The sequence below is a fragment of the Alphaproteobacteria bacterium genome, assembly GCA_015062495.1.
In the GTDB taxonomy this organism is placed as follows: domain Bacteria; phylum Pseudomonadota; class Alphaproteobacteria; order Rs-D84; family Rs-D84; genus Enterousia.
Genome location: SUUN01000002.1, coordinates 289,926 through 314,729, shown reverse-complemented (window position 1 = coordinate 314,729; position 24,804 = coordinate 289,926). Strand labels below are relative to the sequence as shown.

General features: G+C 46.0%; 18 protein-coding genes. 10 read left to right on the top strand and 8 right to left on the bottom strand.

Features of this window, described 5'->3' with window-relative positions; genetic code table 11:
• Window positions 1–93 precede the first annotated feature (93 nt).
• A complete protein-coding gene (locus E7008_04120) occupies window positions 94–2,217 on the bottom strand; it encodes a hypothetical protein (protein MBE6457099.1) in 2,124 nt (707 codons plus the stop codon).
• Between the two features lie 74 nt (window positions 2,218–2,291).
• Between E7008_04120 and E7008_04115 the strand changes: the two genes are divergently transcribed.
• A complete protein-coding gene (locus E7008_04115; GenBank protein MBE6457098.1) occupies window positions 2,292–2,963 on the top strand; it encodes an acyloxyacyl hydrolase in 672 nt (223 codons plus the stop codon).
• 31 nt (window positions 2,964–2,994) lie between these two features.
• Here E7008_04115 and der read toward each other — a convergent pair whose 3' ends face one another.
• Window positions 2,995–4,329: a ribosome biogenesis GTPase Der gene (gene der / locus E7008_04110; GenBank protein ID MBE6457097.1), complete on the bottom strand. Its 1,335-nt coding sequence runs from the start codon at window positions 4,327–4,329 to the stop codon at window positions 2,995–2,997.
• A 67-nt stretch (window positions 4,330–4,396) separates the two neighbouring features.
• Between der and E7008_04105 the strand changes: the two genes are divergently transcribed.
• From E7008_04105 to rlmN, 7 genes are read left to right on the top strand one after another with little or no spacing between them, the layout of a single operon-like run.
• Entirely contained in the window at window positions 4,397–4,993 is a 597-nt protein-coding gene (locus tag E7008_04105) for a hypothetical protein (GenBank protein ID MBE6457096.1), read from the top strand.
• Between the two features lie 31 nt (window positions 4,994–5,024).
• Entirely contained in the window at window positions 5,025–5,753 is a 729-nt protein-coding gene (locus tag E7008_04100) for an ABC transporter ATP-binding protein (protein MBE6457095.1), read from the top strand.
• Between the two features lie 17 nt (window positions 5,754–5,770).
• Window positions 5,771–6,988: an FtsX-like permease family protein gene (locus E7008_04095; GenBank protein MBE6457094.1), complete on the top strand. Its 1,218-nt coding sequence runs from the start codon at window positions 5,771–5,773 to the stop codon at window positions 6,986–6,988.
• 53 nt (window positions 6,989–7,041) lie between these two features.
• The gene (locus tag E7008_04090; protein ID MBE6457093.1) at window positions 7,042–8,100 is read left to right on the top strand and encodes a YjgP/YjgQ family permease; all 1,059 of its coding nucleotides are present in this window, start codon (window positions 7,042–7,044) and stop codon (window positions 8,098–8,100) included.
• Window positions 8,097–10,112: an LPS-assembly protein LptD gene (locus tag E7008_04085; GenBank protein MBE6457092.1), complete on the top strand. Its 2,016-nt coding sequence runs from the start codon at window positions 8,097–8,099 to the stop codon at window positions 10,110–10,112. The genes E7008_04090 and E7008_04085 overlap by 4 nt, the downstream gene beginning before the upstream one ends.
• 15 nt (window positions 10,113–10,127) lie before the next feature.
• Entirely contained in the window at window positions 10,128–10,961 is an 834-nt protein-coding gene (locus E7008_04080; GenBank protein ID MBE6457091.1) for a hypothetical protein, read from the top strand.
• On the top strand, window positions 10,958–12,058 hold the full coding sequence (gene rlmN, locus E7008_04075; GenBank protein ID MBE6457090.1) for a 23S rRNA (adenine(2503)-C(2))-methyltransferase RlmN: 1,101 nt from the start codon (window positions 10,958–10,960) through the stop codon (window positions 12,056–12,058). The genes E7008_04080 and rlmN overlap by 4 nt, the downstream gene beginning before the upstream one ends.
• Before the next feature lie 40 nt (window positions 12,059–12,098).
• On the opposite strand, the gene E7008_04070 is transcribed toward rlmN, so the two are convergent.
• The 4 genes from E7008_04070 to nusA form a co-directional block, all read right to left on the bottom strand.
• Window positions 12,099–12,827, bottom strand: a complete 729-nt coding sequence (locus E7008_04070) for a hypothetical protein (protein MBE6457089.1) — start codon at window positions 12,825–12,827, stop codon at window positions 12,099–12,101.
• A gap of 18 nt (window positions 12,828–12,845) precedes the next feature.
• On the bottom strand, window positions 12,846–15,245 hold the full coding sequence (locus E7008_04065) for a valine--tRNA ligase (GenBank protein MBE6457088.1): 2,400 nt from the start codon (window positions 15,243–15,245) through the stop codon (window positions 12,846–12,848).
• A 111-nt stretch (window positions 15,246–15,356) separates the two neighbouring features.
• Complete coding sequence (infB, locus tag E7008_04060) at window positions 15,357–17,774, bottom strand: translation initiation factor IF-2 (protein ID MBE6457087.1); 2,418 nt, start codon at window positions 17,772–17,774, stop codon at window positions 15,357–15,359.
• Window positions 17,775–17,797: 23 nt separating this feature from the next.
• Window positions 17,798–19,336, bottom strand: coding sequence for a transcription termination/antitermination protein NusA (gene nusA, locus E7008_04055; protein ID MBE6457086.1), 1,539 nt, complete (start codon window positions 19,334–19,336; stop codon window positions 17,798–17,800).
• Between the two features lie 184 nt (window positions 19,337–19,520).
• On the opposite strand from nusA, the gene lpxD reads away from it, so the two are divergent.
• On the top strand, window positions 19,521–20,564 hold the full coding sequence (gene lpxD, locus E7008_04050; GenBank protein ID MBE6457085.1) for a UDP-3-O-(3-hydroxymyristoyl)glucosamine N-acyltransferase: 1,044 nt from the start codon (window positions 19,521–19,523) through the stop codon (window positions 20,562–20,564).
• 19 nt (window positions 20,565–20,583) lie between these two features.
• Window positions 20,584–21,030 (top strand): 3-hydroxyacyl-ACP dehydratase FabZ, encoded by a 447-nt coding sequence (gene fabZ, locus E7008_04045; GenBank protein MBE6457084.1) that lies wholly within the window; start codon window positions 20,584–20,586, stop codon window positions 21,028–21,030.
• A 23-nt stretch (window positions 21,031–21,053) separates the two neighbouring features.
• Here the strand turns inward: fabZ and E7008_04040 are convergent, their stop codons facing one another.
• Together E7008_04040 and E7008_04035 are read right to left on the bottom strand one after the other, a co-directional pair.
• Window positions 21,054–21,698 (bottom strand): endonuclease III, encoded by a 645-nt coding sequence (locus tag E7008_04040; GenBank protein ID MBE6457083.1) that lies wholly within the window; start codon window positions 21,696–21,698, stop codon window positions 21,054–21,056.
• Window positions 21,699–21,700: 2 nt separating this feature from the next.
• A complete protein-coding gene (locus tag E7008_04035; protein MBE6457082.1) occupies window positions 21,701–24,724 on the bottom strand; it encodes an isoleucine--tRNA ligase in 3,024 nt (1,007 codons plus the stop codon).
• Window positions 24,725–24,804 lie beyond the last annotated feature (80 nt).

Genomic DNA, 24,804 nt, shown 5'->3' with positions numbered 1-24,804 from the left:
GTTGCCGATTTACCGGCGGAATTACAAAACCTGGACACAGGTTCGTGGATACCGGTTGTGCATAAGTAAAAAATCCCCCGAACGGGGGATTTTTTATTCGTTTGCAGATGATTGCATACTCTTCCACTCGGTTTCCAGCCAGGTGCGGATTGCAACATTGCCAGAATCGTCTGTACCAATCGCTTCTTGCAAGCATTGTTCACGGATGGCCGCGGAATTGGTGCTGGTACGTGCATCAAAGTTCGCTTCCACAGTTGCACCCGTACCATTCAGGATTTCGTTCAATGTCACAATGTTGCGACATGTGTTTGTGGTGTAATCCTGGGTATTGACACATTCTGTGCTGTCCGCTTTGTCGATAACCGCCTTGAACTGGGATGTAGATGGATTACATACCATTTCTTCGTAGCACGATGGTACGTTGGCAACCTGGGAACAATATGTGCGGATACGCGATGCCGTCCATACAGAATTCTTGCCAGGGCCATGTGTATTCAATTGCGCATCATAACATTCGTACAGTTCGCTGATACACGCGTCAAAGTTTGTGCTGGCCTGGATTGCATTCGCCAAGATGGTTTCGCGTTCTTCGTTCGCAAATTCCAGACGTTTTTGTTGCAGGGCCTGTTGGGCGGCAACCTTTTGATAGCCAATGTTTTGGGCCGTGGTGCGCAACTGTTCACCATAGGCGTCACAGTCTGCGTTCGCATCCAGGGCGTATTTCTGCATAATACTGCGACGCGCATCCGCAACCGGACCACGCAGATTTGAATACGGATCACCAGATGTAGAGGTATAGCCAAAGCATGTCGCAGAATTTGATGCGGAATATCCGCTGTTGGCCTTGACAAAATTCAATTCGTATGTGCCAGAATTGTTTACAGAAATAACACTGTTGTAATTATATGGACATTGGCCCGCGCCGTTGGAACATTTTGTGCCAGATGGTGGGGTGCCGCACGCCTCGTAAATGCCGTTAAAGCACGAATCCAGAACACGCGCACAAACATTATTGTGTGCATATTCAAACAATTCATAACCCCATGTTTCAGCCAGGCTGCCCTTTTGCGTTTCGGCGGAATCCAATGCGCCACCAAAGCCACCCAGACCACTGACCACAGATGACAGATTGTTAAACGCACCCAACAGACCATCTTCGTCGTCGTCAAGGATTGTTATGGTCTGTTCCTTGGCATCGGCCCATGCCTGCAGGGATGCCAGGATGTCAGAACCAGTGCCATCCAGATTTTGTATATCAAAACCAAATGTATTACCTTCGCCACCGGGCGTGCAATAACTTGGGGCTGTCTTTGGACCACATTTTCCGTCGTAAATACCATGTTTTGCACACCAGTCACCAAATTCTGTATCGGTGGCGGTGCCATACTTGCTGGCATCGCGCCATGAAACACAATTCATAACCTTTTCGGCGTCGGTTAACTGAAACGCTTCGGATACATCTTTGCCCTTGTTCGCGATTAACAGTGCCAATTCACCCGAAACCTTAATCAATTCTTCGTTCGCGGTTTCCAGGGCGGTTTCCGCTTCGGCAAATGCTTTGACACGGCCAGCGCAGGCACAGCGACGTTGGGCCGCATTACGCGCCGTACAAATTTCATCCATACAGGTATAGTATGATTCCATACAATTGTTAAATGCGTCCGATGAAATCAAACCAGTCGTTGAATCGATAATATTCGAATAGTTACCCGTGTACAGTTTGCTGTTCAAATATGAATATGCGGTTGATGTGGTTGTTTTTGAACCGCGGATTGCACTGCCCTGTAATGATACGCGTGAATTATTTACAGCATCTGTTGTCGCGGTACGCGCACGAACCGTACGGGTATTACGGGCATTTGCACGGGTTGTCGCCGCCGTTTGACGTGACACAACATTGCGTGACGCAACCCCATTTGCGCGATTTGCAGTTGTGCGTGATGCGACCGCACGGGATTGCACCGTACTGCGCGGATTTGCAGTGCGCGCAACCGTTGTACGTGACGCGGTTGCATTGCCACGTGGACTGGCACGCCCCGAACGCGCGTTGGTCGCACGTCCAGATTGACCAGAATATACCGTATCCATTGGCGCAATTGGATCTGCAAAAACCGAACGAATTGACAACATCGTAGAACATACAAAAAATGCACCGGCCAATAAAAAGACCGTACTGACCGCATTCTTGACGGAATTTGCAACTGTTTGACTTTTCATAAAAACTCTCCTTGTGTTCTGGATGTCCCAGAAACCCAACCTTTCTGTACATAAACACCACGCATAATGCATGTATGTTTATTTCGATTATAACAATTTTTTTTGGGTCTGTAAATAGTTTAGTCGCGCATTTCACGCCATATTTTAAGATTTTTATCAAATGGATATTATGGCCGACGTGTGGCATAATTTTTTGTATGAAATCTGTACTGATTCTTGGCTTAATTTTGATTCCATGTGCGACAATTGCAAACCCTATGTTTGAAAACGGCACACGCAACAGCATAGGCGTTTACATAGGCCAAAGCACAGGACACGGCGATTTAGGGCATTTGGTGTGGCCATGGGATTGGGAATTTAATCCTATGACAATTGCAATGGTTCAATACAGCCAGCCGATTAATTTCCTGCGTTTGCCGGGACGAATAAATGTTCACCTGCTGCAAAATTTTGCATACAGGCACAATGACGGCGCATCGTTTGGCGCAATTGGAATATCGTGGGATTTAGCACTGGCATCAATTTGCGGGTGGTATTTTGGTGTGGGAATTGGCCCATACATGCGCGACAGTGGCGATAAATACGTGGAAAGCAGACTGGTATTCGGGGAACGCGTGTTCATCGGCAAAAACATTGGCGAACGTATTCGTGCCGAGTTTTTTACCCAACACTTTTCAAACGGCGATTTTACTAACCTGAACCGCGGATTTAATTTTCTGGGGCTGGGTATAAATTACAGTTTTTAACATACAAAAAAACCGCCACGTGGCGGTTTGCTTAATCGTATGGATTGTCGGATTTTTCGTATTCAATCACAATTGGCAGATGTTCCCAATGCAACGCGGTTGCAATGCCACGGCGCAAATACCGCGTATAGGATTCGGGGATATCCGACGCACCACCAACATTGATTGTAATACGCATTGGATGACGACCGGTTTGACGGGCAAATTTGATTTTCATCGGACGTTTCAGGCGCGACAAGGGTGGCTGGCGGTCGGCGACCAGTTTTTCAACGATGCGGTTTACCAGGCTGGTTGGGGCCTGGGCCGATGAAATATCCCACTGTTCATAAATACGGCGGAACATATTCTGGACCCCCGTGCCAGTTTCAGCCGACACCGCCAGAATCATGGGCTTGATAATCTGGTGAAATGAATTTGAAAACTGATGCTTTAATTTCAGCAATTTTTCATCACGGATTTCAGGTTCAACCAAATCCCATTTGTTCAGGGCAACACATAAAATTTTACCCGCATTATAAACACGCGCCGCAATCCCCAGGGCCTGGTTTTCAATATTGCGCGTGGCGTCAACCATCAGGATTACAACGTCTGCTTTGTCAATCGCATCCAGGGATTTTAACGCAGACAGCGTTTCGACATCGTCGGTGACGCCCGCCTTGCGACGTAGGCCGGCAGTATCCATTAACACAATATCACGACCATAGAATTTTGTTGGGATTTTTACTGTATCGCGTGTAATTCCGGGTGCATCCATTACGATTTGTCGCCGTTCCCCCAGTACACGATTTACAAAAGTCGATTTACCAACATTGGGTTGCCCCAGAATAGCAATTTTAATGCGGTTATCAGATTGTTTTTCAGGCACAGGGGCGTCCGCCGCAGAACCCGCAATTTTATCCAAGAATGCATAAATATCTTCGAACCCGCGTTTATGTTCGGCCGACACCAAAACAGGTTCACCAAACCCCAGTTTATAGAAATCGTGGATATTGTTCAGACGCTTTTCCGATTCGCTTTTGTTCACAAGCAACAGTACCGGCGCACGTGTTTTGCGACGCACCAGTTTGGCCCAATCCAAGTCTTCGTTAGTCAGCCCCACGCGACCATCAACTACAAACAAAACCGCGTCTGATGTTGCCACCGCATCAATTGCCATGTTGGTCGAATCCAGCGCAATACCAGAATTCGCGCGTTCCAGGCCCGCCGTGTCATACAGCGTGTATGGACGGTCGCGAAAAACGCCCGAAATTGTGTCACGCGTAACACCCGGACGGTCGTGTACCAGCGCATCACGCGTTCCAGTCAGTGCATTAAAAAGTGTCGATTTGCCCGTGTTTGGGCGGCCCGCTATGGTTATCTTTAACATTGTTTTTTTCCGTTGATTTTTTGTAATTATAAAGCAAAAATATAAATAATCAAATGGGGGCGTAAATATGAAAAAGAAATTTAAAAACGCGTTTAAACGTATTCGTAATTTAATTGTTAATCCAAAACGCTATTTCACGAAAATTGTCGCCGACGGTAATATGGAAGAAGCGATGCTAAAAGCGTTTCTGTATGGGCTGTTGGGTGGATGTTTGGTTTTGTTAATCCGTCTGTTGGGGGGCGCAACAATTACAATTGGTGCAATATTTACGGCGATTATTATCGTGCCAGTATTGGCGGTGGCATTGCTGTTTGTGATGGGGGGGCTGATGATGCTGGTGTCAGAAATCACAGGCGGTGAACGCGACTGGGAAATTGCGATTAAGGGCCTGGCGTCGGTATTCTTTATTTACCCTGTGATATTGGTATTGAATGCAATGGCGTTTAATTGCACATCAATTTGGGTTATTAGTATGTTGGTCGATATTTATGTGTTGTTCTTGTTTTACAATATATCGTTGTACTGTATGCGCGGAAAACGCGGTAATGTTTTGTTGGTTATTGGGGTGCTGGCTTTGTTTATGTTAACAGTGTATGCGACCGATTATCGTATTGGGTGGTTTATGCTGAAAAACACCAGTGCAACACTGGCATGTTTGTTATAACACACATATAGAACCGCAAGCGAGAGAGAATATGAGAAAAAAATCCGCACAAGATGCGATTATTTCGCTGAAAAATATTAATAAAAGTTTCCCACTGGAACTGGGGGGCGAACAACAGGTTTTGTTCGATATAAACTTTACGGTTAAAAGTGGTGAATTTGTCGCAATTATGGGACCGTCGGGGTCGGGCAAATCAACATGCATGAACATAATTGGCGCGTTGGACACACCGTCATCGGGGGTCTATGAATTATATGGGCGCGATGTGACAGGATTAACACCGGACGAATTGGCGACCGTGCGAAACGAACATATCGGGTTTGTATTTCAACAGTTTAATTTGTTGCCAAAACGCAGTGTGCTGGACAATGTGATGTTGCCACTGATGTACCGCGGATTGCCAATGGACGAACGCGTGCGTCGGGCGCGCGAAATGCTGAGACGCGTGGGATTAGAAAATTTTGAATCTTATCTGCCAACGCAATTATCAGGCGGAATGAAGCAAAGGGTCGCAATTGCACGTGCGTTGGCAGGCGAACCAAAGTTAATTCTGGCGGACGAACCGACAGGGGCGTTGGACAGTAAAATGGGAAATGAAATCTTGCAATTCTTTAAAGAACTGAACAAAGATTTAGGTATCACAATTGTAATGATTACGCATGAATTTGATATTGCAAAATATGCCGACCGGCTGATTCATATTCGTGATGGAAAAATAAACTATGACGGGCCAGTCCCGAAAAATGATAATAATTTATAAATATATGGGGCACAATTATGACCATTAATGATATTTTAAAAGAATCGTGGCTGTCCATCAGTGGAAATAAAATTCGGTCGTTTCTGACGGTGTTGGGGATTATCATCGGTGTTATGGCGGTGGTAATTATGGTGGCAGTCGGCGAAACAGTGCAAAAGGAAATTACAGACCAGTTTTCATCGCTGGGGACAAATACAATTATGATTCGTGCAGGCGCGGCACAAAGCGCAGGTGTACGAACTGGAAACCGGCAGACGCTGACCATCCAAGACGCAGAATTTATCGCAAAATTGCCAGATGTTATGGCAATATCACCGGTACAGCCAGGTTCGGCCCAGGTTATTTATGGAAACAAAAACTGGGGCACATCTATGATGGGGGTGTACCCGGACTATACAATCGTTCAAAACATAGAAATGGAACATGGAACATTCTTTGACATGTCGGCCGTTCGTAATGCATCAACGTATGCCGTTATTGGGCCAGAAACCGCCGAAGAATTAGGATTGCCAGAAAACCCTGTTGGCGAAGTTATTCGTGTTCAAAATACACCGTTCGTTGTTATTGGCGTCACACGCGCCAAAGGTGATTCTGCGATGGGCAGCCAGGACGATATGATTATCGTACCAATCACCACACTGAAAAAACGTGTCCAGGGTTCAAGATTCCCAAATTCGGTTAATATGATTGCACTGAAATTGTTTGCGGATTCTGACAATAATATGGCAATTGAACAGATGACCGCCCTGTTGCGACAAAGACACAGATTGAAAGACGATGTGGTTGATGACTTTCAAATCATGGATATGAAACAGATTATGGAAACAATGACAACCGTTACAGGCTATATGAAATTGTTGCTGATTGCGATTGCGGCGGTGTCACTGTTGGTTGGGGCAATTGGTATTATGAATATGATGTTGGTATCGGTTGCAGAACGCACACGTGAAATCGGCATTCGCAAGGCAATCGGCGCGCGCGAACGTATGATTATCATTCAGTTTTTATCTGAATCTGTTCTGATTTCGTTTATTGGTTCTATGATTGGTTTGGTTATCGGTGTGGGATTAAGCCAGGGGGTCGGACGTTTTATACTGGGGTATAATGTGCCATTCAGTATTTGGCCGGTTGTATTATCTGTGTCGGTCGCAGTTATTGTCGGATTGTCGTCGGGTGTTATGCCCGCAATGAAGGCCGCAAAATTAAACCCAATTGACAGTTTACGATACGAGTAAAGCAACGTATCTATGCCTTGAAAACTGGGAATTTATGATTTATACTGACAATCATGAAGATTTTAAACCGGTATTTTTTGCGACAACTGATTGCAATTTTCATTATGCTGTTGCTGATTTTAACAGGATTGGCATGGATGATGCAGATTATGTCCATGATGAAATTCTTGCTGAAATACGGTATTGATGTGGGCAGTTTTTTAGGCCTGACGGCGTTGATGATACCATTTATCGCATCGATTATTGTGCCGTTTGTTTGCTTTATCGCGGTTATATTTGTGTACAACAAAATGATTGCAGATAACGAAGTTACCGTTATGGCGGCAACCGGTATGTCACCAAAACAAATTGCACGACCGGCATTGGTGTTGGGAATGGTGCTGATGCTGTTGAACCTGATGCTGAATGTATGGGTCGTGCCACGAACCCAGGCAATGTTTTATGACATGCAATGGAATCTGAAATACGGTATGGCGCATATGAAATTACAGGAAAGCGCGTTTACAGAAATTTCAGATGGTTTGGTTGTTTATGTCGACCGTGTTAATGGGCACGATTTGGCCCAGGTTATGCTGTCAGATATGCGGGATGCAGATGCGCCGTCTATGATTTTTGCAGAAAAAGGAAAACTGGTATCAACTGTGCGTGGATTATCATTGGTGATGACAAATGGTTCATTACAGGCATCTGGCGAAACCATGGTAACAGGAACATTTGAAACATTTGATATGGATTTAAACCTGGACGACAGGGGTGGAAACAACACGTTCCGCGTACGCAGAATCCCAACCCGCGATTTGATAAAAATTGTATTTGATGCAGAAACAGAAAAACAACACAAAACCATTCTGACGGAAATGTGCAACCGTTTTTTAAGCCCGCTGATGAATTTAGTACTGGCGGCACTGTGTGCGGTGATATTGTTGCGTTCTTCGTTACTGCGACGCCGTGCCAGTTTTGCCCCCATGGTTGCAGTTGGGGCAATGGCAGGGACGATGGCGTTGTATATGTCGCTGTCTAATATGGTGGCCAGTTTGACCGGGTTTGGGATATTGACAATCGGTCTGGTAATATTTTTGGGTGTAATTTTGGCGATATTGGCAAAAAAATGAAGAAATGGATTTATTCTTGTTTTGCATTTATGTTTATGTCGACCGTGGCCGACGCGATGTCGGTTAATATGGACGAACCACGCACCATTGTCGCCGATAAAATCGAATATGATGTAAAATCTGATACAATCAAGACGGTTGGCAATACTGAAATTGTTAACCAGTCGGGACAACGTATGACCCTGATGGATTCGTATATAACACAACAGGGGGGTGAATTATCAGGCGATAATATAAAACTGTGGCTGGGGAATCATGTATATGTAGAATCTGATAATATAACACGGCGGGGGGATTTAACAATTGCACGTCGTGCCACATTTACGGCATGTGATGATTGTGATGCGTATGGGGATGCGTGGGAAATTTCAACATATAAAATCATTCACGACATGGAATCGCGCATGCTGAAATTTTACAGTCCTGTGTTGCGCACATATGATATTCCGGTGTTATGGTGGCCGTACTTTGAAATGCCCGATCCAGGCGTGAAGTATAAAACAGGATTTTTAATGCCTGATTTTGAATCCACAAACAAAATGGGGACGCAGATTAATGTGCCACTGTACATATCGTTGTCTGACACACATGATATGACGGTAACATTTTCATACCTGACCCAGGAAAACCCGCTGTTTCAGATTGAACACAGATTAAATGCAGACCATTCTGAATATCGCACCAGGGGGTCATTTACACACAACCGTGATGGCGAAAGTCGTTGGCATATATTCAACGACGATGTAATTGAACTGGGCGAGTATGCGCGGGCAACAATATTTTTGGAACGCGCATCTGATAAAACATATTTGCAGAAATATGGATTCTATGAAGATCAACCGTATTTGGATTCAGGGGCAAAAATTGAACTGTTTGGGCAAAGCAGTTATGTCGTTGCTGACGCGCATATATTCCAGGAACTGCGTGATAGTACCGGTCGTTGGTCTGCACCCGATGGAAATATTTTGCCAAATATTCGCGCAGTTCATCAGACCGCACCACTGTTCGGTGAAACATACGCAACGTTTGGGGCAGATATTCTGGGGATATCTGGGGATGGAACATCGGCACAACGTATGATTGGGGACGCACGTTTGACAACACCGTGGACACTGTGGGGTGGCAACCGATTAACCGCCAGTGTATCTGCACGATATGATGTTTATCATTTCAATAATACTGAAATGATTGGCGGGGATATTTATTCAGGATTTAAAAACAGATTTTTACCCAGTGGGTATCTGGAATGGGGATTGCCACTGTTTAAGCCAACAAATAATTGGACACAGATAATCGAACCACGCGCGCGTATAACTGTGATGCGTGATATGGATGCGGAAACATTTGCATTAAACAACGATTCGGCGGGGACGATTTTGACGGATTCAACACTGTTTTCAGACAATCGATTCGCAGGATTAGATTTGTGGGAAAATGGAACATACGCAGACTATGGCGTGCGGTGGGCGGCATTTAACGATGACGGACACAATGTTGAAATTTTCCTGGGGCAATCATATGATTTTACAAAACGTCCTGATACAGATTTAGATACAGGTTTTCGCAAAGGGTTGTCAGACTATGTTGGGCGTGTCAGTTATAATAATATGAAGTGGCTGAACCTGGCGTCGCGTTTCAGACTGAACCAGGATACATTGGCACTGCGACATGTTGAAACATCGGCAAATATTGGGACAGCACGCAACTTTTTAAACGTTGGACATATTTGGTCGCAACATTTAAATACAGAACTGGGTGAAAATGTCGATATTAACGAGGCTATTATTGGCGCAGGCATTCAATTGACAAACAGATGGTCAATGCGGTGGAATGCAATTTATAATATCGAAATGGAACAGTTCCAACGCCATACAGGTGGATTTTTCTATAACCATCCGTGTTATTATCTGTCGGTGGAATATCGTCGCGATAACGCGATTAAAGAAGACTATGTCGGAACGACAACGTTCCAGTTCAGATTCGGTATGGCAATTAATGGTCAGCAATATTAAGGAAAGGAAATCATAATGAATTTAGCAAAATGTTTTGGTGCGTTATTGTCTGTGTTTTTTATAATGCCGGCATTTGGGGCAACGGTTGTGGCGTCTGTTAATGGCACGCCAATCACGGATACGGATATAACTGCACGTACTAAATTAATGGCGCGCCAGGGTCAGACATCAACCGATAATCGTCGCGTCGCGCTGCAAAGTATTATTGATGACAGTGTCAAATTAGCATATGCGCAAAACTTTAATGCAGTGCCAGATGATAAAACAGTGGATGCAGAACTGAAAAAAATGAATCTGGGTGATGATTTAAGCGCAACAGAACGTGAAATGGCACGTAATGCATTGCGGTCGGAAATCGCATGGCAGATTATCGTCGCACGGACCGTTATGCCAACAATTGACGTATCAGCCGAAGATATTGCAAATGAACGGGCAAACCTGGCACGGGAACATGGATTGCCAATTGAAATGACGATTGTGCGTCTGACTGATATTCCAGCGGATATTGCACAAAAATTAACAAAACCAAAATCATGTGACGCAGCGGTTAAAATGGCCGAATCATTTGGTGGCGCGCCACAGAAATTTACTGCACTGCAATATGAACTGGCCCCGGAATTGCGTGAACGGGTTGCAAATTTACCCAATATGACATGGTCCACGCGCGCAGATGATGGAACGGTTTTGTTGGTATGCGCAACAAAAAAAACAGATGAATATAAAAACCTGGACGATGTTATTAAACAGAATACTTTGTATAAACAGGCAATGTTTATGGCAGATCAACAGTTAAAACAACTGCGTCGCAAAGCGGTCGTAGTTATCAACGATGAACGGTATAAGTTATGAAAAAAATCCTTTTTAACCTGACGGATGGGGAACTGGAAAAATTTATAGTCGATATGGGGCAACCGCGTTTTCGTGCAAAGCAAATTCGTGAATGGCTGAATCGTGGTGCGCCAGATTTTATGTCTATGAAAAACATACCGGAAAATTTGCGGCGGGAACTGGATGCGGTGGCGCAGACATTGCCGGTTAAAATTGTGACTAAGTTAGAATCAGCCGATGGTGAAACGACTAAGTTTTTGTTGGAACTAAACGACGGCGAACAAATTGAGTGCGTATTGATGCGTACAACATATGGCAACAGTGTATGTGTCAGTTCCCAGGCCGGATGCGCAATGGGATGCAAGTTCTGTGCCAGTACACTGTTGGGGTTAAAACGTAATTTAACCGCAAATGAAATATTTGCCCAGATTTTGGTTGCGCAATGGGAACTGCGCGCGGATAAATTCGCCGACAAACCAATTCGGCCAAATGGTGATGCAAACAATGGCGATGTGTCGCACATCGTTATTATGGGAACAGGTGAACCATTACAAAACACAGAAAACGTTATCGATTTTATCGAACGTGCAAATCGCGATATGGGGATTGGGTGGCGACGTATTACGGTTTCAACATGTGGAATTGTGCCGGGAATTGACCGCTTGATTGAATGGGGGCGACCGATTAACCTGGCGATTTCTTTACACGCACCGACGGATGAATTGCGGTCACAGATTATGCCGATTAATAATCGATATAAATTAAGCGAGGTTCTGGATGCGGCATGGCGATTTACCGACAATCATAATCGTCAGTTGATGATTGAATATATCCTGTTGGGGCGGCGCGATGAAAATGGTGAAACGGTTTTATACAACGCGACACCTGAATACGCGGAAAAATTGTCTGAATTATTAAAGGGCAAAAACTGTATGGTGAATTTAATCCCATGGAATGCGGTTGATGAACGCGACTTTGCGTCGCCATCGGGTAATGCGGTACATCGTTTCCAAGATATACTGATAAAAAACGGTATTCACACGCGCATCAGACGTGAACGTGGAACAGATATTGGTTCGGCGTGCGGGCAGTTGCGATTAAATAATGCCAAGCGTTAAGTACAACAAAAAAACCGCCGTATGGCGGTTCTGTTTTTTTTTAGATTTTATCCCACTGGCAAATAACCGCCGCATGAACGGTATCACCAACGCAAATTTTATGACGCGTGGTCAGGCCATCAATCGCGACATCAACACGAATTTCGGGTGTGTCGGGACTGATTTCCTTTTTAAAATTAATATCGATTTTGCGCAGTTTGTGTTGCGTGCGATATTGATAACCAACACTTTCGGTTGCCCATACTGCATAGACCGCGTTGTTAATATGCTGGTTCACGTCAATGTCATCAAAGCGACATTTCATAACGTGCGTTTTGTTTGTGTCAAAATCTGGGAATTTTTCAAATGCACATCCGTATGCACGATGTGGCACAACCACATCCGGCGACAGGTGATTTGCCAACGGCAACGGACGACGCGTTGCCATATCAATCAAAATCCACTGGGATGTTGCACGCACCATCAGACGACCGTCTGCGCCGTGGATTTCAAAATCACGCGTGGCACGCAGGGCGTCTTGGCATGATGGCCATGTGGAAAAGGTCAATTCTTCGCCTTCGGTTGGTAATTCGATGATATCAACCAGATAGTACATCACAACCCAACCAACATTGTTTTCCAGGCAATATGTGCGACCGCACCCCAAAACTTCGGCGTGACGGTCGGCAATTGATTGTAATTCGTTCATCAAAATTAATGGACGAACGTTACTAAAACGATCACACTGATATGCCTGCAATGTGCGTTTTTCAATCAATTTTTCAGACATAAAATCCCCCCAATGATTTTACTGTTTCTGTTCGGCCACAACAAAGTCCAACGCGTCGCCCGTTTGAATATCATTCGCGCGCGCCGCAGATTTTATCAGACCGTGTAATACATCCGGTGTGTTGGATGGAATTGTTAACATTTCCAGTTTCGCACCGTTGCCGATTTTACGTTCACTGCGCAGGCCACGAATATTTTTCAACAGTTCCAGCGCAATGTCCATGGTTGACACATCGGTGTCATATTCAGCCGTAACATCAGGATATGACGTCAGGTGCAGTGTTTTGCCACCTTCGGTTGGTTGATAGATTTTCTGCCACAACTCTTCGGTCAGGAATGGGATAAATGGCGCATACAGGCCAATTATCGCACGCAGGACAGTGTACAATGTCCACTGGGCCGACAGTTTGGATTCGGCACTGTATTTTTCCGGTGTCCAGAAGCGGTCCTTGATGAATTCCAAATACTGGTCACAGAAGATGTCCCAGAAAAACGTATCAATCGCTGCACGCGAATTATAATTATCATATTTATCCAGGTGTTTGCGGGTTTCTGCAATCGCCCGGTTCAATTCAGATAATACCCAACGATCTTCGATAAAGCGGTCAGACACAGGAATCTGTGGCGCAGTTGCCGGTTCAAAATCAGACAGGTTCATCAAAACGTATTTTGACGCGTTCCATAATTTGGTCAGAAGTTTTGAACCACGCTTAACCTCGTCATCGGAATAGCGGATGTCTGTACCAATTGGGGCGGTCGAAATCCAATAGCGTAATGCATCCACACCAAATTTATCAACCGCAGTTAATGGGTCGGTGCCGTTGCCCTTGGTCTTGGACATTTTTTGCCCCTTGGAATCGCGAACCAGGCCATGGAAATTCACAGTCCGGAATGGTACATCGCCCATAACGTACATGCCCATCATAATCATACGCGCAACCCAGAAAAAGATAATGTCTGCGCCGGTGTATAACAGGTCGGTTGGATAATATTTTTTCAATTCCAATGTGTCATCGGGCCAGCCTAATGTTGAAAATGGCCACAGACCAGATGAAAACCATGTGTCCAGAACGTCTGGGTCACGGGTTAATGTTTTGCCGCCAGATTGCGCGATGGCGTCTGCCTCGGTTTCGGCGACATAGACGTTACCCGCTTCGTCGTACCAGGCCGGGATATGATGCCCCCACCACAGTTGACGTGAAATTGTCCATGGGCGAATACCACGCATCCATGACATAAACAGGTTATAACGATGTTCCGGCAGGAATTTAATCCGGCCGCTTTCGACGGCATCAATCGCAGGGATTGCCAATTTTTCGGCGTCAACAAACCACTGGTCCGTCAGGTATGGTTCAACCGGCACACCGCCGCGTTCGGAATATGGCGTTGGGATAATCTTGTCTTCGATTTTTACCAACAGACCCGCCGCCTGAATATCTTCGACAACGGCGGCACGGGCCGCGTATCTGTCCATGCCACGATATTTTTCCGGTACAACCGGATTGTCGTTCAATTTCGCATCAGGTGTTAAAATACACACCGGTGTCAAGTTATGACGGACGCCAACTTCCCAGTCGTCAAAGTCATGGGCCGGGGTAATCTTTACCGCGCCGGTCCCCTTGTCTGGGTCGGCATGTTCGTCCCCTATAATTGGAATTTCAATATCCGTTAATGGAATAATCGCACGTGCCCCAATCAAGTGTTTTAACTTTTCATTTTCGGGGTGGACGGCAATTGCCTGGTCGCCGAATAATGTTTCAGGGCGCGTTGTCGCAATTTCAATTACACCGCCGCCGACCAATGGATAATTAAAGTAATAGAATTTGCCATGCTCGTCACGGGTTTCAACCTCTAAATCCGAAACGGATGTTTGCTGTTTCGGACACCAGTTAACCAGGCGCTTTTCACGATAGATTAAGCCTTCGTTATACATTTTAACGAACAGTTTTGTGACCGCGTTCGACAAACCTTCGTCCATGGTAAAGCGTTCACGCGACCAGGCGGGTGTAACACCCAGGACGTGCAACTGGTTCATAATCTGGCCGCCTTTGTCAGCCTTCCAGGTCCAGGCGGCGTTTAATTTTTCATCCAGTGATAATGCGTGTGGATTAATGCCACGCTTGGACAAATCGCGTTCAACCAATAACTGGGTTGCGATTGACGCGTGGTCAGTCCCAGGTTGCCACAAAACATCAAAACCACACATACGTTTGTAACGGCAAACAATGTCCGTCAGAACGTTATCCAACGCATGCCCCATATGCAGATTACCCGTCACGTTTGGTGGCGGCATCATAATACAAAATGATGGTTTGTTGGATGTAACATCGTTGTTCCAAAATGTGTTATTGTCCCAAAATTCTTGGATTTTGGTTTCGATTTCACGTGGATTTATATTTTTGCCCAATTCTATGTTCATTTTTATCGTCCTGAGTTATAAAAAATAATCTGGTTCAAATCGTACCAGATTAAATTCAAATTTCAAGATATTAGACAATTATTAAAAATCCCGCCATGTGGCGGGGATTTCTTATAACTGTGCGCGAACTTCTTCGACTTCGTAGCATTCGACGCGGTCGCCTTCTTTCAGGTCATTGTACTTGTCAAAAGACATACCGAATTCAACGCCACCAGATACTTCTTTGACTTCGTTCTTTTCACGACGCAGTTGTCCAATTTTGCCGTCATAAATAACGACATTGTTGCGCAACAGACGTACGAACGCGTCTTTTTTAATCGTACCTTCGGTCATGCGACAGCCTGCAACGCGGATGCCCTTGCCCACGGTGAACAGGGCGATAACATCTGCATAGCCGATAAATGTTTCGTGTTTTTCAGGTGCTAATTTACCCGACAGGATTTCTTTGATTTCGTCTGTGATGCGGTATACAACACTGTGATAGCGAATATCAACACCGTTGTTGCGCGCCATATCACGAACCGCAGAATCTGCACGGACATTAAACGCAATAATTACTGCGCCCGATGCCGTTGCCAGGCGGATGTCACCTTCGGTAATCTGGCCAACGCCAGACGACAAGATTTCAACACCAACCTTGTCTGTGGTGATTTCTTTGACCATGTCCGAAATCGCTTCGACAGAACCCTGAACGTCCGCACGCAGGATAATGGGCAGGATTAACTTCTTAGACTCATCACGTTTGGCAAACAATTCTTCTAGGGATGAACGTTTGACTGCGTTTGCTTTGTCCTTGGCCTGTTGCGTGCGATATGCGGCAACTTCGCGGGTTTGGGATTCGTTTTCCATAACGCGCAGTTCATCACCAGCACCTGGGACAGAATTTAATCCTAAAACAACCGCAGGCTGGCCCGGCTTAACCGATTTTACACGTTCGCCGGCCGAATTAATCAGACCACGTACGCGGCCAAATGTTTCGCCAACGACGAACACATCGCCAATTTTTAATGTTCCTTGGCGCATCAAAATTGTCGCGACCGCGCCCAGACCTTTTTCCATTTTTGCTTCGACAACATATGCGACCGCAGACATATCGGCATCCGCCGTCAGTTCCATCATTTCGGCCTGTAATAAAATCGCTTCTTCTAATTTATCAAGGCCGATTTTCTTGGTTGCGGAAATTTCCACACATTGGACATCGCCACCCATTTCTTCGACCTGGACTTCCTGTTGCAACAGGTCGGTTTTGACGCGCATGGCGTTTGCCTCAGGCAGGTCAATTTTATTAATCGCAACAATAAATGGTACGTTCGCGGCACGGATGTGATTAATGGCTTCGATTGTCTGTGGCATAATAGAATCGTTTGCCGCAACAACCAATACAACAATATCCGCCATTTGAGCACCACGCGCACGCATAGCGGTAAATGTTTCGTGTCCTGGTGTATCCAGGAATGTAATCATCTGGCCTGATTTTGTTTTAACTTCATAGGATGACACGTGCTGGGTAATACCGCCCGCTTCGCCGGCGGCAACGTTCGCATTACGGAACGCATCCAACAGGGATGTTTTACCATGGTCAACGTGACCCACAACCGTCACAACCGGCGCGCGTGGCGTCATGCGTTCTGGGTTTGGTTCGCGTTCCAGGATTTCCGCGTATGGTTTGACAACAACGCGTTTAACGGTCGCACCAAATTCAGACGCAATCAATTCAGCAGTGTCGGCATCAATAGACTGATTCACAGAAACCATCATGCCCATTTCCATCAGTTTTTTGATAACATTGCCGGCCTTTTCTGCCATGGCCGCCGCCAGGTCTTTGACCGTGATGGTGTCGCCCAGGTTAACAACATGTTCAACCTTTTGTGGGGCGGCAAATACGGCGCGCGCCTTTTCACGGAAACGTTTCAGGGACGCTTCGGAACGGCGGCGGTTTGCACCACGGATTCCAATTTCATCGTCGTCATCATCGCCACCACCCATAACGATATCATTCAGGTGAATCTTGCCTGTTTTTTTGAAATCTTTTTTAGAGTTGTTAAATTTGCCCGGACGCGTGTCTTCGTCGTCCGCATTACGGCCACGACGCGACGCGCCGGCGGTGGCGTTGTTTGTGAACACCTTGGGCGTCGTGGGGGCGGATTTTGCACGTGGCGCGGCGGGCGCATCTTCGGCAACATCAGATGTATCCGCAACATTTGCATTTTCACGGGCGGCCAACTGTTCGCGAACCTGTTCGTATTCGCGATTTTCGCGTTCTATTTCCGCATCACGGGCGGCGCGGGCTGCGGCCTCTTCGGCGGCACGTTGTTTGCGTTCTTCTTCGCGTGCCTTGGCCGCAGCCAGGACGGCACGCAATTTTTCATCGGCCGCATTTTTTGATGCAACGGGCGCGACGGGTTCGTCACGCAATTCCTTGCTGCCGGGGGCAACAACGCGACGACGTCGTTCGACAAAAACTGCGTCACCCTTTTTGCTGCGCACTGCATCAGTTGTTACAGATTTTCCAAGTGTCAATGTTGCCATGTTTTAACAACTCCGTCTGTTTTTTATTCGTTATCTTTTGTTATGCCGTATGCCAGTTCACGTGCCTTCATAATCACGCGACCCGCCAAACGGGACGACATTGTATCTTCGCCCAGGATTTCAACCAATTCATCGGTCGCCAAATCCGCCAAATCATCCAATGATTTAATGCCAGATTCGCCCAATTTCATGATTGTTGGACGTTTGATAAAGTCAAATGTCAACAGGTCATCGGACATGCCTAATTTATGGCCTGCATCCATGTAATCATTTTCGATTTTTGCCAGGTAATCTTTGGCACGTTTCTGTAATTCAGCCGCCAATTCTTGGTTAAAGCCTTCGATGCTTTCCAGTTCGGATGCGTCAACGAATGCAATTTCTTCGATTGTGCGGAACCCTTCGGTAATCAGCAGTTGTGCAATCATTTCATCAACGTCCAAGCCACCGATAAACAATTCTGTCTTTTCTTTGAATTCCTTGGCACGGCGTTCTTGTTCTTCGGCTTCGTTCATAACGTCAATGTTCCAGCCGGTCAACTGGGACGCCAGGCGAACATTCTGGCCGCGACGACCAATTGCCAATGATTGTTGGTCTTCGTTTACAACAACGGCTGCGCTGCGTGTATCTTCGTCGACGATGATTTTTGCAACTTTGGCGGGTTGCATTGCGTTAACAATGAATACAGCAGGGTCTTCGGAATACAGAATAACATCAATCTTTTCGCCATGACATTCGTTGATAACAGGCTGGATACGTGTACCCTTAATTCCAACCGTCATACCAACCGCGTCAATTGATGGATCAGCCGTTTCAACCGCGATTTTCGCATGTGACCCCGGTGCACGCGCAACAGATTTGATTTTAATAATACCTTCGTAGATTTCGGGCACTTCTTGGACAAACAGTTTTTCCATAAACATTGGATGTGTACGTGTCAAGAAAATCTGGGGACCGGTATTTGAACGCGCAACGTCCATAATCAATGCACGAACACGGTCGCCAACGTTCAGGCGTTCGCCTGGGATTAATTCTGTGCCTTTGATATAACCTTCGGCCTTGCCATTAATATCAACATATACACTGCCAAATTCAATACGTTTAACAATACCACTGACGATGTCGCCGATGTTGTCTTTGAATTCTTCGAACTGGCGGCCCTTTTCTGCGTCGCGGACGCGGGTTGTCATAATCTGTTTCGCAGTCTGGAATGCCATACGGCCAAATTCAGGTTCAGGCAGCGCGTCTTCGACCACGTCACCAACAACAGGGTTCTTGGCATACTTTTTTGCCTGGGATACCGTCAGCATGGTGTTTGGATCATATTCTTCGCCCGCAGATTCCGGTGATTCAATAACATTGAACAAACGTTTTACATGTATCGCACCGTTCTTGCGATCAATATCGGCAACAATATTAAATTCTTCGCCATATTTGTGCTTTGCAATCTTGGCAACGGCAATTTCCAGTGATTCAAAAACAATTTCACGGTCAATTTGCTTTTCCTGGGCCAAAGATTCAATTGCCAACAATAAATCCTGACGGGGCATCGATACAAAAGACATTTGGTACACTCCTTTGCGTTATAACATGTCTTAGTGAAAGGGCGGGGTTTTCTTGACCCCGCCCTTAAATTATTATTTAAGAACACTGGTTATTATAAAGGCGAAATCTGAAAACGCAAGTAAAAATATAATCTTTTATAAAAATGTGGAATGTGAGATTTTTTTTATCTATAATCGGTTCACTATGATGAAAGCAATAAAATCTTTGTTTATGCCGGCGGCAAATAAAACAACAGCCGGCGCGTTGGCGGCCAAATTTGGTCTGGAATTGCGCGGGGACGCGAATGCACTGGTGCGGGGGGTCGCACCAATCGCAGATGCGCGCGCGGGACAGTTGGCGTTCTATTCAACTGAACAAAACAGTAATGCGTTTAAAATACTGCCAATCAGTGTGTTGGAAAACACGCGTGCGACCGTTATTCTGGTTCAGCCTGAAATGGCAAAACATGCACCAGATGGGGCAACACTGTTGATTACAGACAGTCCACGCGGAAATATTGTAAAAATCCTGGGGGAAATTTATCGCGAAAAGCCACGATTTGGCGTCAGCAAACATGCATTCATCGAACGTGGGGTATTCTTTCGTAAAAAAAGAACAACCTATGTCGGGCAATTTGCAACCATTGAACGGGGCGCGGTAATTGAACCGGGCGTCAAAATTTATCCAGGTGCGTATATTGGGCGCGGGGTTGTACTGGGGCGTGGGACGATTGTGCACAGTGGGGCGCATATTGAAAACGCAACAATTGGCGCAGATTGCGTGATTAACGCAAACGCCGTTATCGGCAAAGACGGTTTTGGTTACACACGTCAAAACGGTAAAAATATATTTATTCCACACGTGGGACGCGTGGTGATTGGCGAACGCGTTTCCGTTGGGGCAAATACTTGCATTGACCGGGGCGCAATGACAGATACGCGTGTCGGGGATGGCACAAAAATCGACAACCTGTGCCAGATTGCGCACGGGGTTGTTGTGGGATGCGAATGTTTCTTGGCCAGTGGGGTTGGAATTGCCGGTGGCGTGGTTGTGGGTGATCGCGTATTACTGGGGGGACATGTGGGCGTGGCAAACGGTGTCAAAATCGGAAACGATGCATCCGTTGGCGCAAACAGTGGTGTTTTCCGCAATATTCCAGATGGGGAATCGTATATGGGATATCCAGCGGGACCGGGGACTGAATTTATGCGTCATTATGCATGGCTAAGGAAACAGATGAAAAATTAAGCGCAGGGGGAATATAAAAATGATTGACGCAAAACAGATTGAAACAATAATTCCACATCGTGGAAACATGCGATTGGTTGATGAAATTCGTGAATACAGCGATACCAGTGCGGTTGGTGTGAAATATGTGCGCGATGATGAGTTCTGGTGTGATGGGCATTTCCCAGGCAATCCGATTATGCCCGGTGTGTTACAGGTTGAAGCGTTGGCCCAAACCGCATGCTTTGTTGCGTTCAGCAGATTATCAGACGCGGAACGTGAAAATATGTTGGGGTACTTTACCACAATGGAAAAGATTAAGTTTTCGCATATGGTGCGTCCAGGCGATAAACTGGAATTACATGTGGAATTGTTGCTGAGCAAGATGAGTTTGTATAAATTCCACGGTATCGCGTTGGTTGGTGGGAAAAAGGTCGCAGAATCGACATTTACCGCCGTCCTGCAAAAGGTAAAAGAAGAACAATAAAAAAGAACCGCCAAACGGCGGTTTTATTTTTTTGCCACTGGACACCATTTGGCGACGGGGCATGTTTCACACGCGGGGCGCAATGCCTTGCACACGTATCGACCGTGCAGAACCATCACATGGTTTACAATTGGGTGATATTTGCGCGGAATTATTTTTAATAATTTTGACTCGACTTTTTCGGGCGTGTTGTCCGCGTCATCGACCCAGCCATATCGGTGTGCGTTTCGAAACACATGTGTATCAACACCAATGTTTGGCGCCCCCCACAGAACATTACAGACGACATTTGCAGTTTTCTGGCCAATGCCGGGTAATTTCATCAATTCATCGCGGTTGTGATATTTATCCGGAAATGTGTCGGTCATATTTTCGGCGACCAGACGTTCCGCCAGCGCGATTATGTTTTTCGCCTTGTTATTAAAGAAAGAAATAACGCGGATATGTTCTTTTAACCCATCAATACCCAATGCCAACATTTTTTGTGGTGTTGGTGCAACGCGAAATAATTCGGGCGTAACCTCGTTCACCTTTTTATCCGTTGCCTGGGCCGATAAAATAACCGCCACCGCAAAGTTAAATTCATTTGTATGGTACAGTTCCGACCGTATTGTCATATCAACGGTCGGGGGTACTAATTCAAAATATCTTTGCGGGGTCAGTTTCATTTTTATGCTTTCTTTACGGAAATATTCAGGTTGTAGCCTTCGATTTCGGTTTCGTATTCACCGTCGCCCGCAACCATTTCAACAATCAGGGCTTCGTGCATGATGCGCTTTTTATGGTTTTCCAACGCGTTTGCCAGGGCCGGGTCCGCCGAATATGTCAAAACGATACGGTCAGATACGTCCAGACCGGCGGCCTTGCGCGTGTCTTGGATAAAGCGCAGGGCATCGTTCGCCAACCCTTCGGCGACCAGTTCAGAATTAACATCTGTGTCCAGGACAACAACGGCCGTATTATCCGGCAATGCGGCGCCCGTCACACCATCACGCATATTCAGGCGCATTTCAAATTCGTCCGCGTTCAATTCGTGTCCTGCGGCAATCAATTTGTCACCCGACAATTCGTATTCACCACGTTTTACCGCTGGAATAATTTCCTTTAACGCACCACCCAGGCGCGCGCCGATTTTTGGTGTAATCAGATACACAAACGAATCTGCGACATCGTCAAATGTTTCACGGAACACAACCGATTTTACGTTCAGTTCGTCCTGGATAATATCAGCGTATTCGGGCATATTCGCACCCGCAACCGTCAGTGAATTTAACGGCAGGCGGTTGCGCAACTTGTACGCTTCGCGCAGTTGTTTGCCGGTTGACACAATCATTTGTACACGGCGCATGTCATTTACAATCGCACTGTCAACAGATTCAGATTCAGGGAACGACGTCAAATGCACAGATTCGTCGCCCGTCAGATTCGTATAGATATATTCAGATACAAATGGCGCGAACGATGCCAAAACACGACAGAAACGTGTCAGCACTGTGTACAGCGTGTCAAATGCCGCCTGTTCTTCGTCCCAGAAACGCGCGCGACCACGACGGATATACCAATTGTTCAAGATATCCAAGAATCGAACAAATTCTTTGACGGCAACGTCTGGTTTATATTCGTTCAATGCATCGCGCACAATATCGGTCAGAATATTCAATTCTGCCAGGATATATTTATCCAACGGATTTGTCGGATTCGTCATTTCATGCGCGGTGATATTGCCGGCGTTCGCGTACAATGTAAAGAAATGATATGCGTTCCACAGTGGCGTTTGGATTGTCTTGGTTGATTCAACAAAGACCTTGCCTTCTTTATCCACGGGAACAGGTTCAGCCTTCATAAAATTAGAGCCCAAGATAAACAGACGTACTGCGTCCGCACCATACTGTTCAATCTGTTGTTCTGGGTTCACAAAGTTGCGCAGTGATTTCGAGAATTTCTTTTTATTTTCATCCACCACCATACCGTTGGCCGATACCGCCATGAACGCAGGTTTATCAAATAACGCCGTCGCCAACACCATCAACGCATAGAACCAACCACGGGTTTGATCTTGGCCTTCGATAATATAGTCGGCGGGGAATGTCGCATTGAATTTATCCACGTTTTCAAACGGATAATGCAGGGACGCCCACGGCATAGAACCAGATTCAACCCAGCAATCCAAAACATCTGGTATGCGTGTCCAACCGTCTTTGGTCAATTTATCCAATGTTGGACGGTGCAGGTCGTTGATTTCAACGCCAAAGAATTCTTCCAATTCTGCGATTGAACCAAATACCATATATTCGCCGTCGCGTTCCCAAATTGGCAATGGCATACCCCAGAAACGATTGCGCGATATTGACCATGGACGCGCATTTTCAATCCATGAACGGAAACGTTCGCCGGCCGATGTCCAGTTAACACGTGCATTATTTGCCAATAATTTGTCTTTGATTTTTGGTACGTCGATATACCAAGAATCAGTTGCGCGATAGATTAACTTTTCTTTGCAGCGATCGCCAAATGGGTACGAATGTTTATATTGTTCTTTCTTAACCAAGCGACCATTGTTTTTCAGCCAATCCATTATCGCAGGTGTTGCCGCAAAGATGTTTTTTCCGGCAAAATCAACAACCGTTTCATCAAAATTACCGTATGCGTCAACATTTAACAAAACTGGGAATTTTGGGTCGATATTTTTTGCCGCCCAAAAGTCGTCAGCCCCATATGCCGGCGCAATATGAACAATGCCTGTGCCGTCGCCGTCAGACACATAGTCCGCCGGGATGATTTGATACAGCAAATCAGATGTCCCTGCATAGTATGGAAACAGTGGCGTGTAATGCATGCCCGCCAGTTCTGCCCCCGTCACGCGACCAATTTCAGTTGCGTTAGCGAACTGTTTTTCATATGCGCGCAGGCGACTTTCTGCAATAACATAAACCGCACCATCGGCGTCACGCATGCGCAGGTATGTCATGTTTGGATTTACAGCCAGCGCACTGTTTGCCGGCAGTGTCCATGGCGTTGTTGTCCATGCAATCGCACGGTCGCCATTTTCCAGTTCGAACCAAACCGTCACCGCATCATCAACAATTTCACGATAGTCCTGGGACGCTTCGGAATTTGATACAACCGTACCGTTGACCCAGTCATATGGATTAACACTGTAATCTTTGTATAACAGGCCGCGGTTATATAATTCTTTTAATGTCCACAGCATGGATTCCATATAGTTTTTATCCATGGTTTTATAACCATAGCCATCACCAATATCAACCCAGCGACCCATGCGGGTGATAAAGTGATTCCATTCATTTGTATATGTCATAACGTCGGTGCGACACATATCACAAAATGCCGTGATGCCGTCGGTGGCAACGATATCTTTGGCGGCGCGATTTTGCTTTTTTTCAACAGAATTTTCCGCCGGCAGACCATGACAATCCCACCCCAATTCGCGCGACACATAACGGCCAGACATTGTCTGGAAACGCGCAACCATGTCTTTGACAACCGATACGCCCAAATGCCCCCAGTGTGGCATGCCATTTGCAAACGGTGGCCCATCATAAAATGAAAATGGACGACCAGACTTGGTTTTATCCAGTGATTTATGAAATGTGTTTTCAGATGCCCATTTGGACAGCATTTGTTTTTCGACCGCTGTAAAATCTGGACGTGGGTCTGTTTTTGTGTATGCCATGTTTTTTAGTCCTGTTTTTTATATTAAAAAAGGGCGCACATGCGCCCCAGCCACCGCAGAAGCGCAGTTGCCGTTTATTT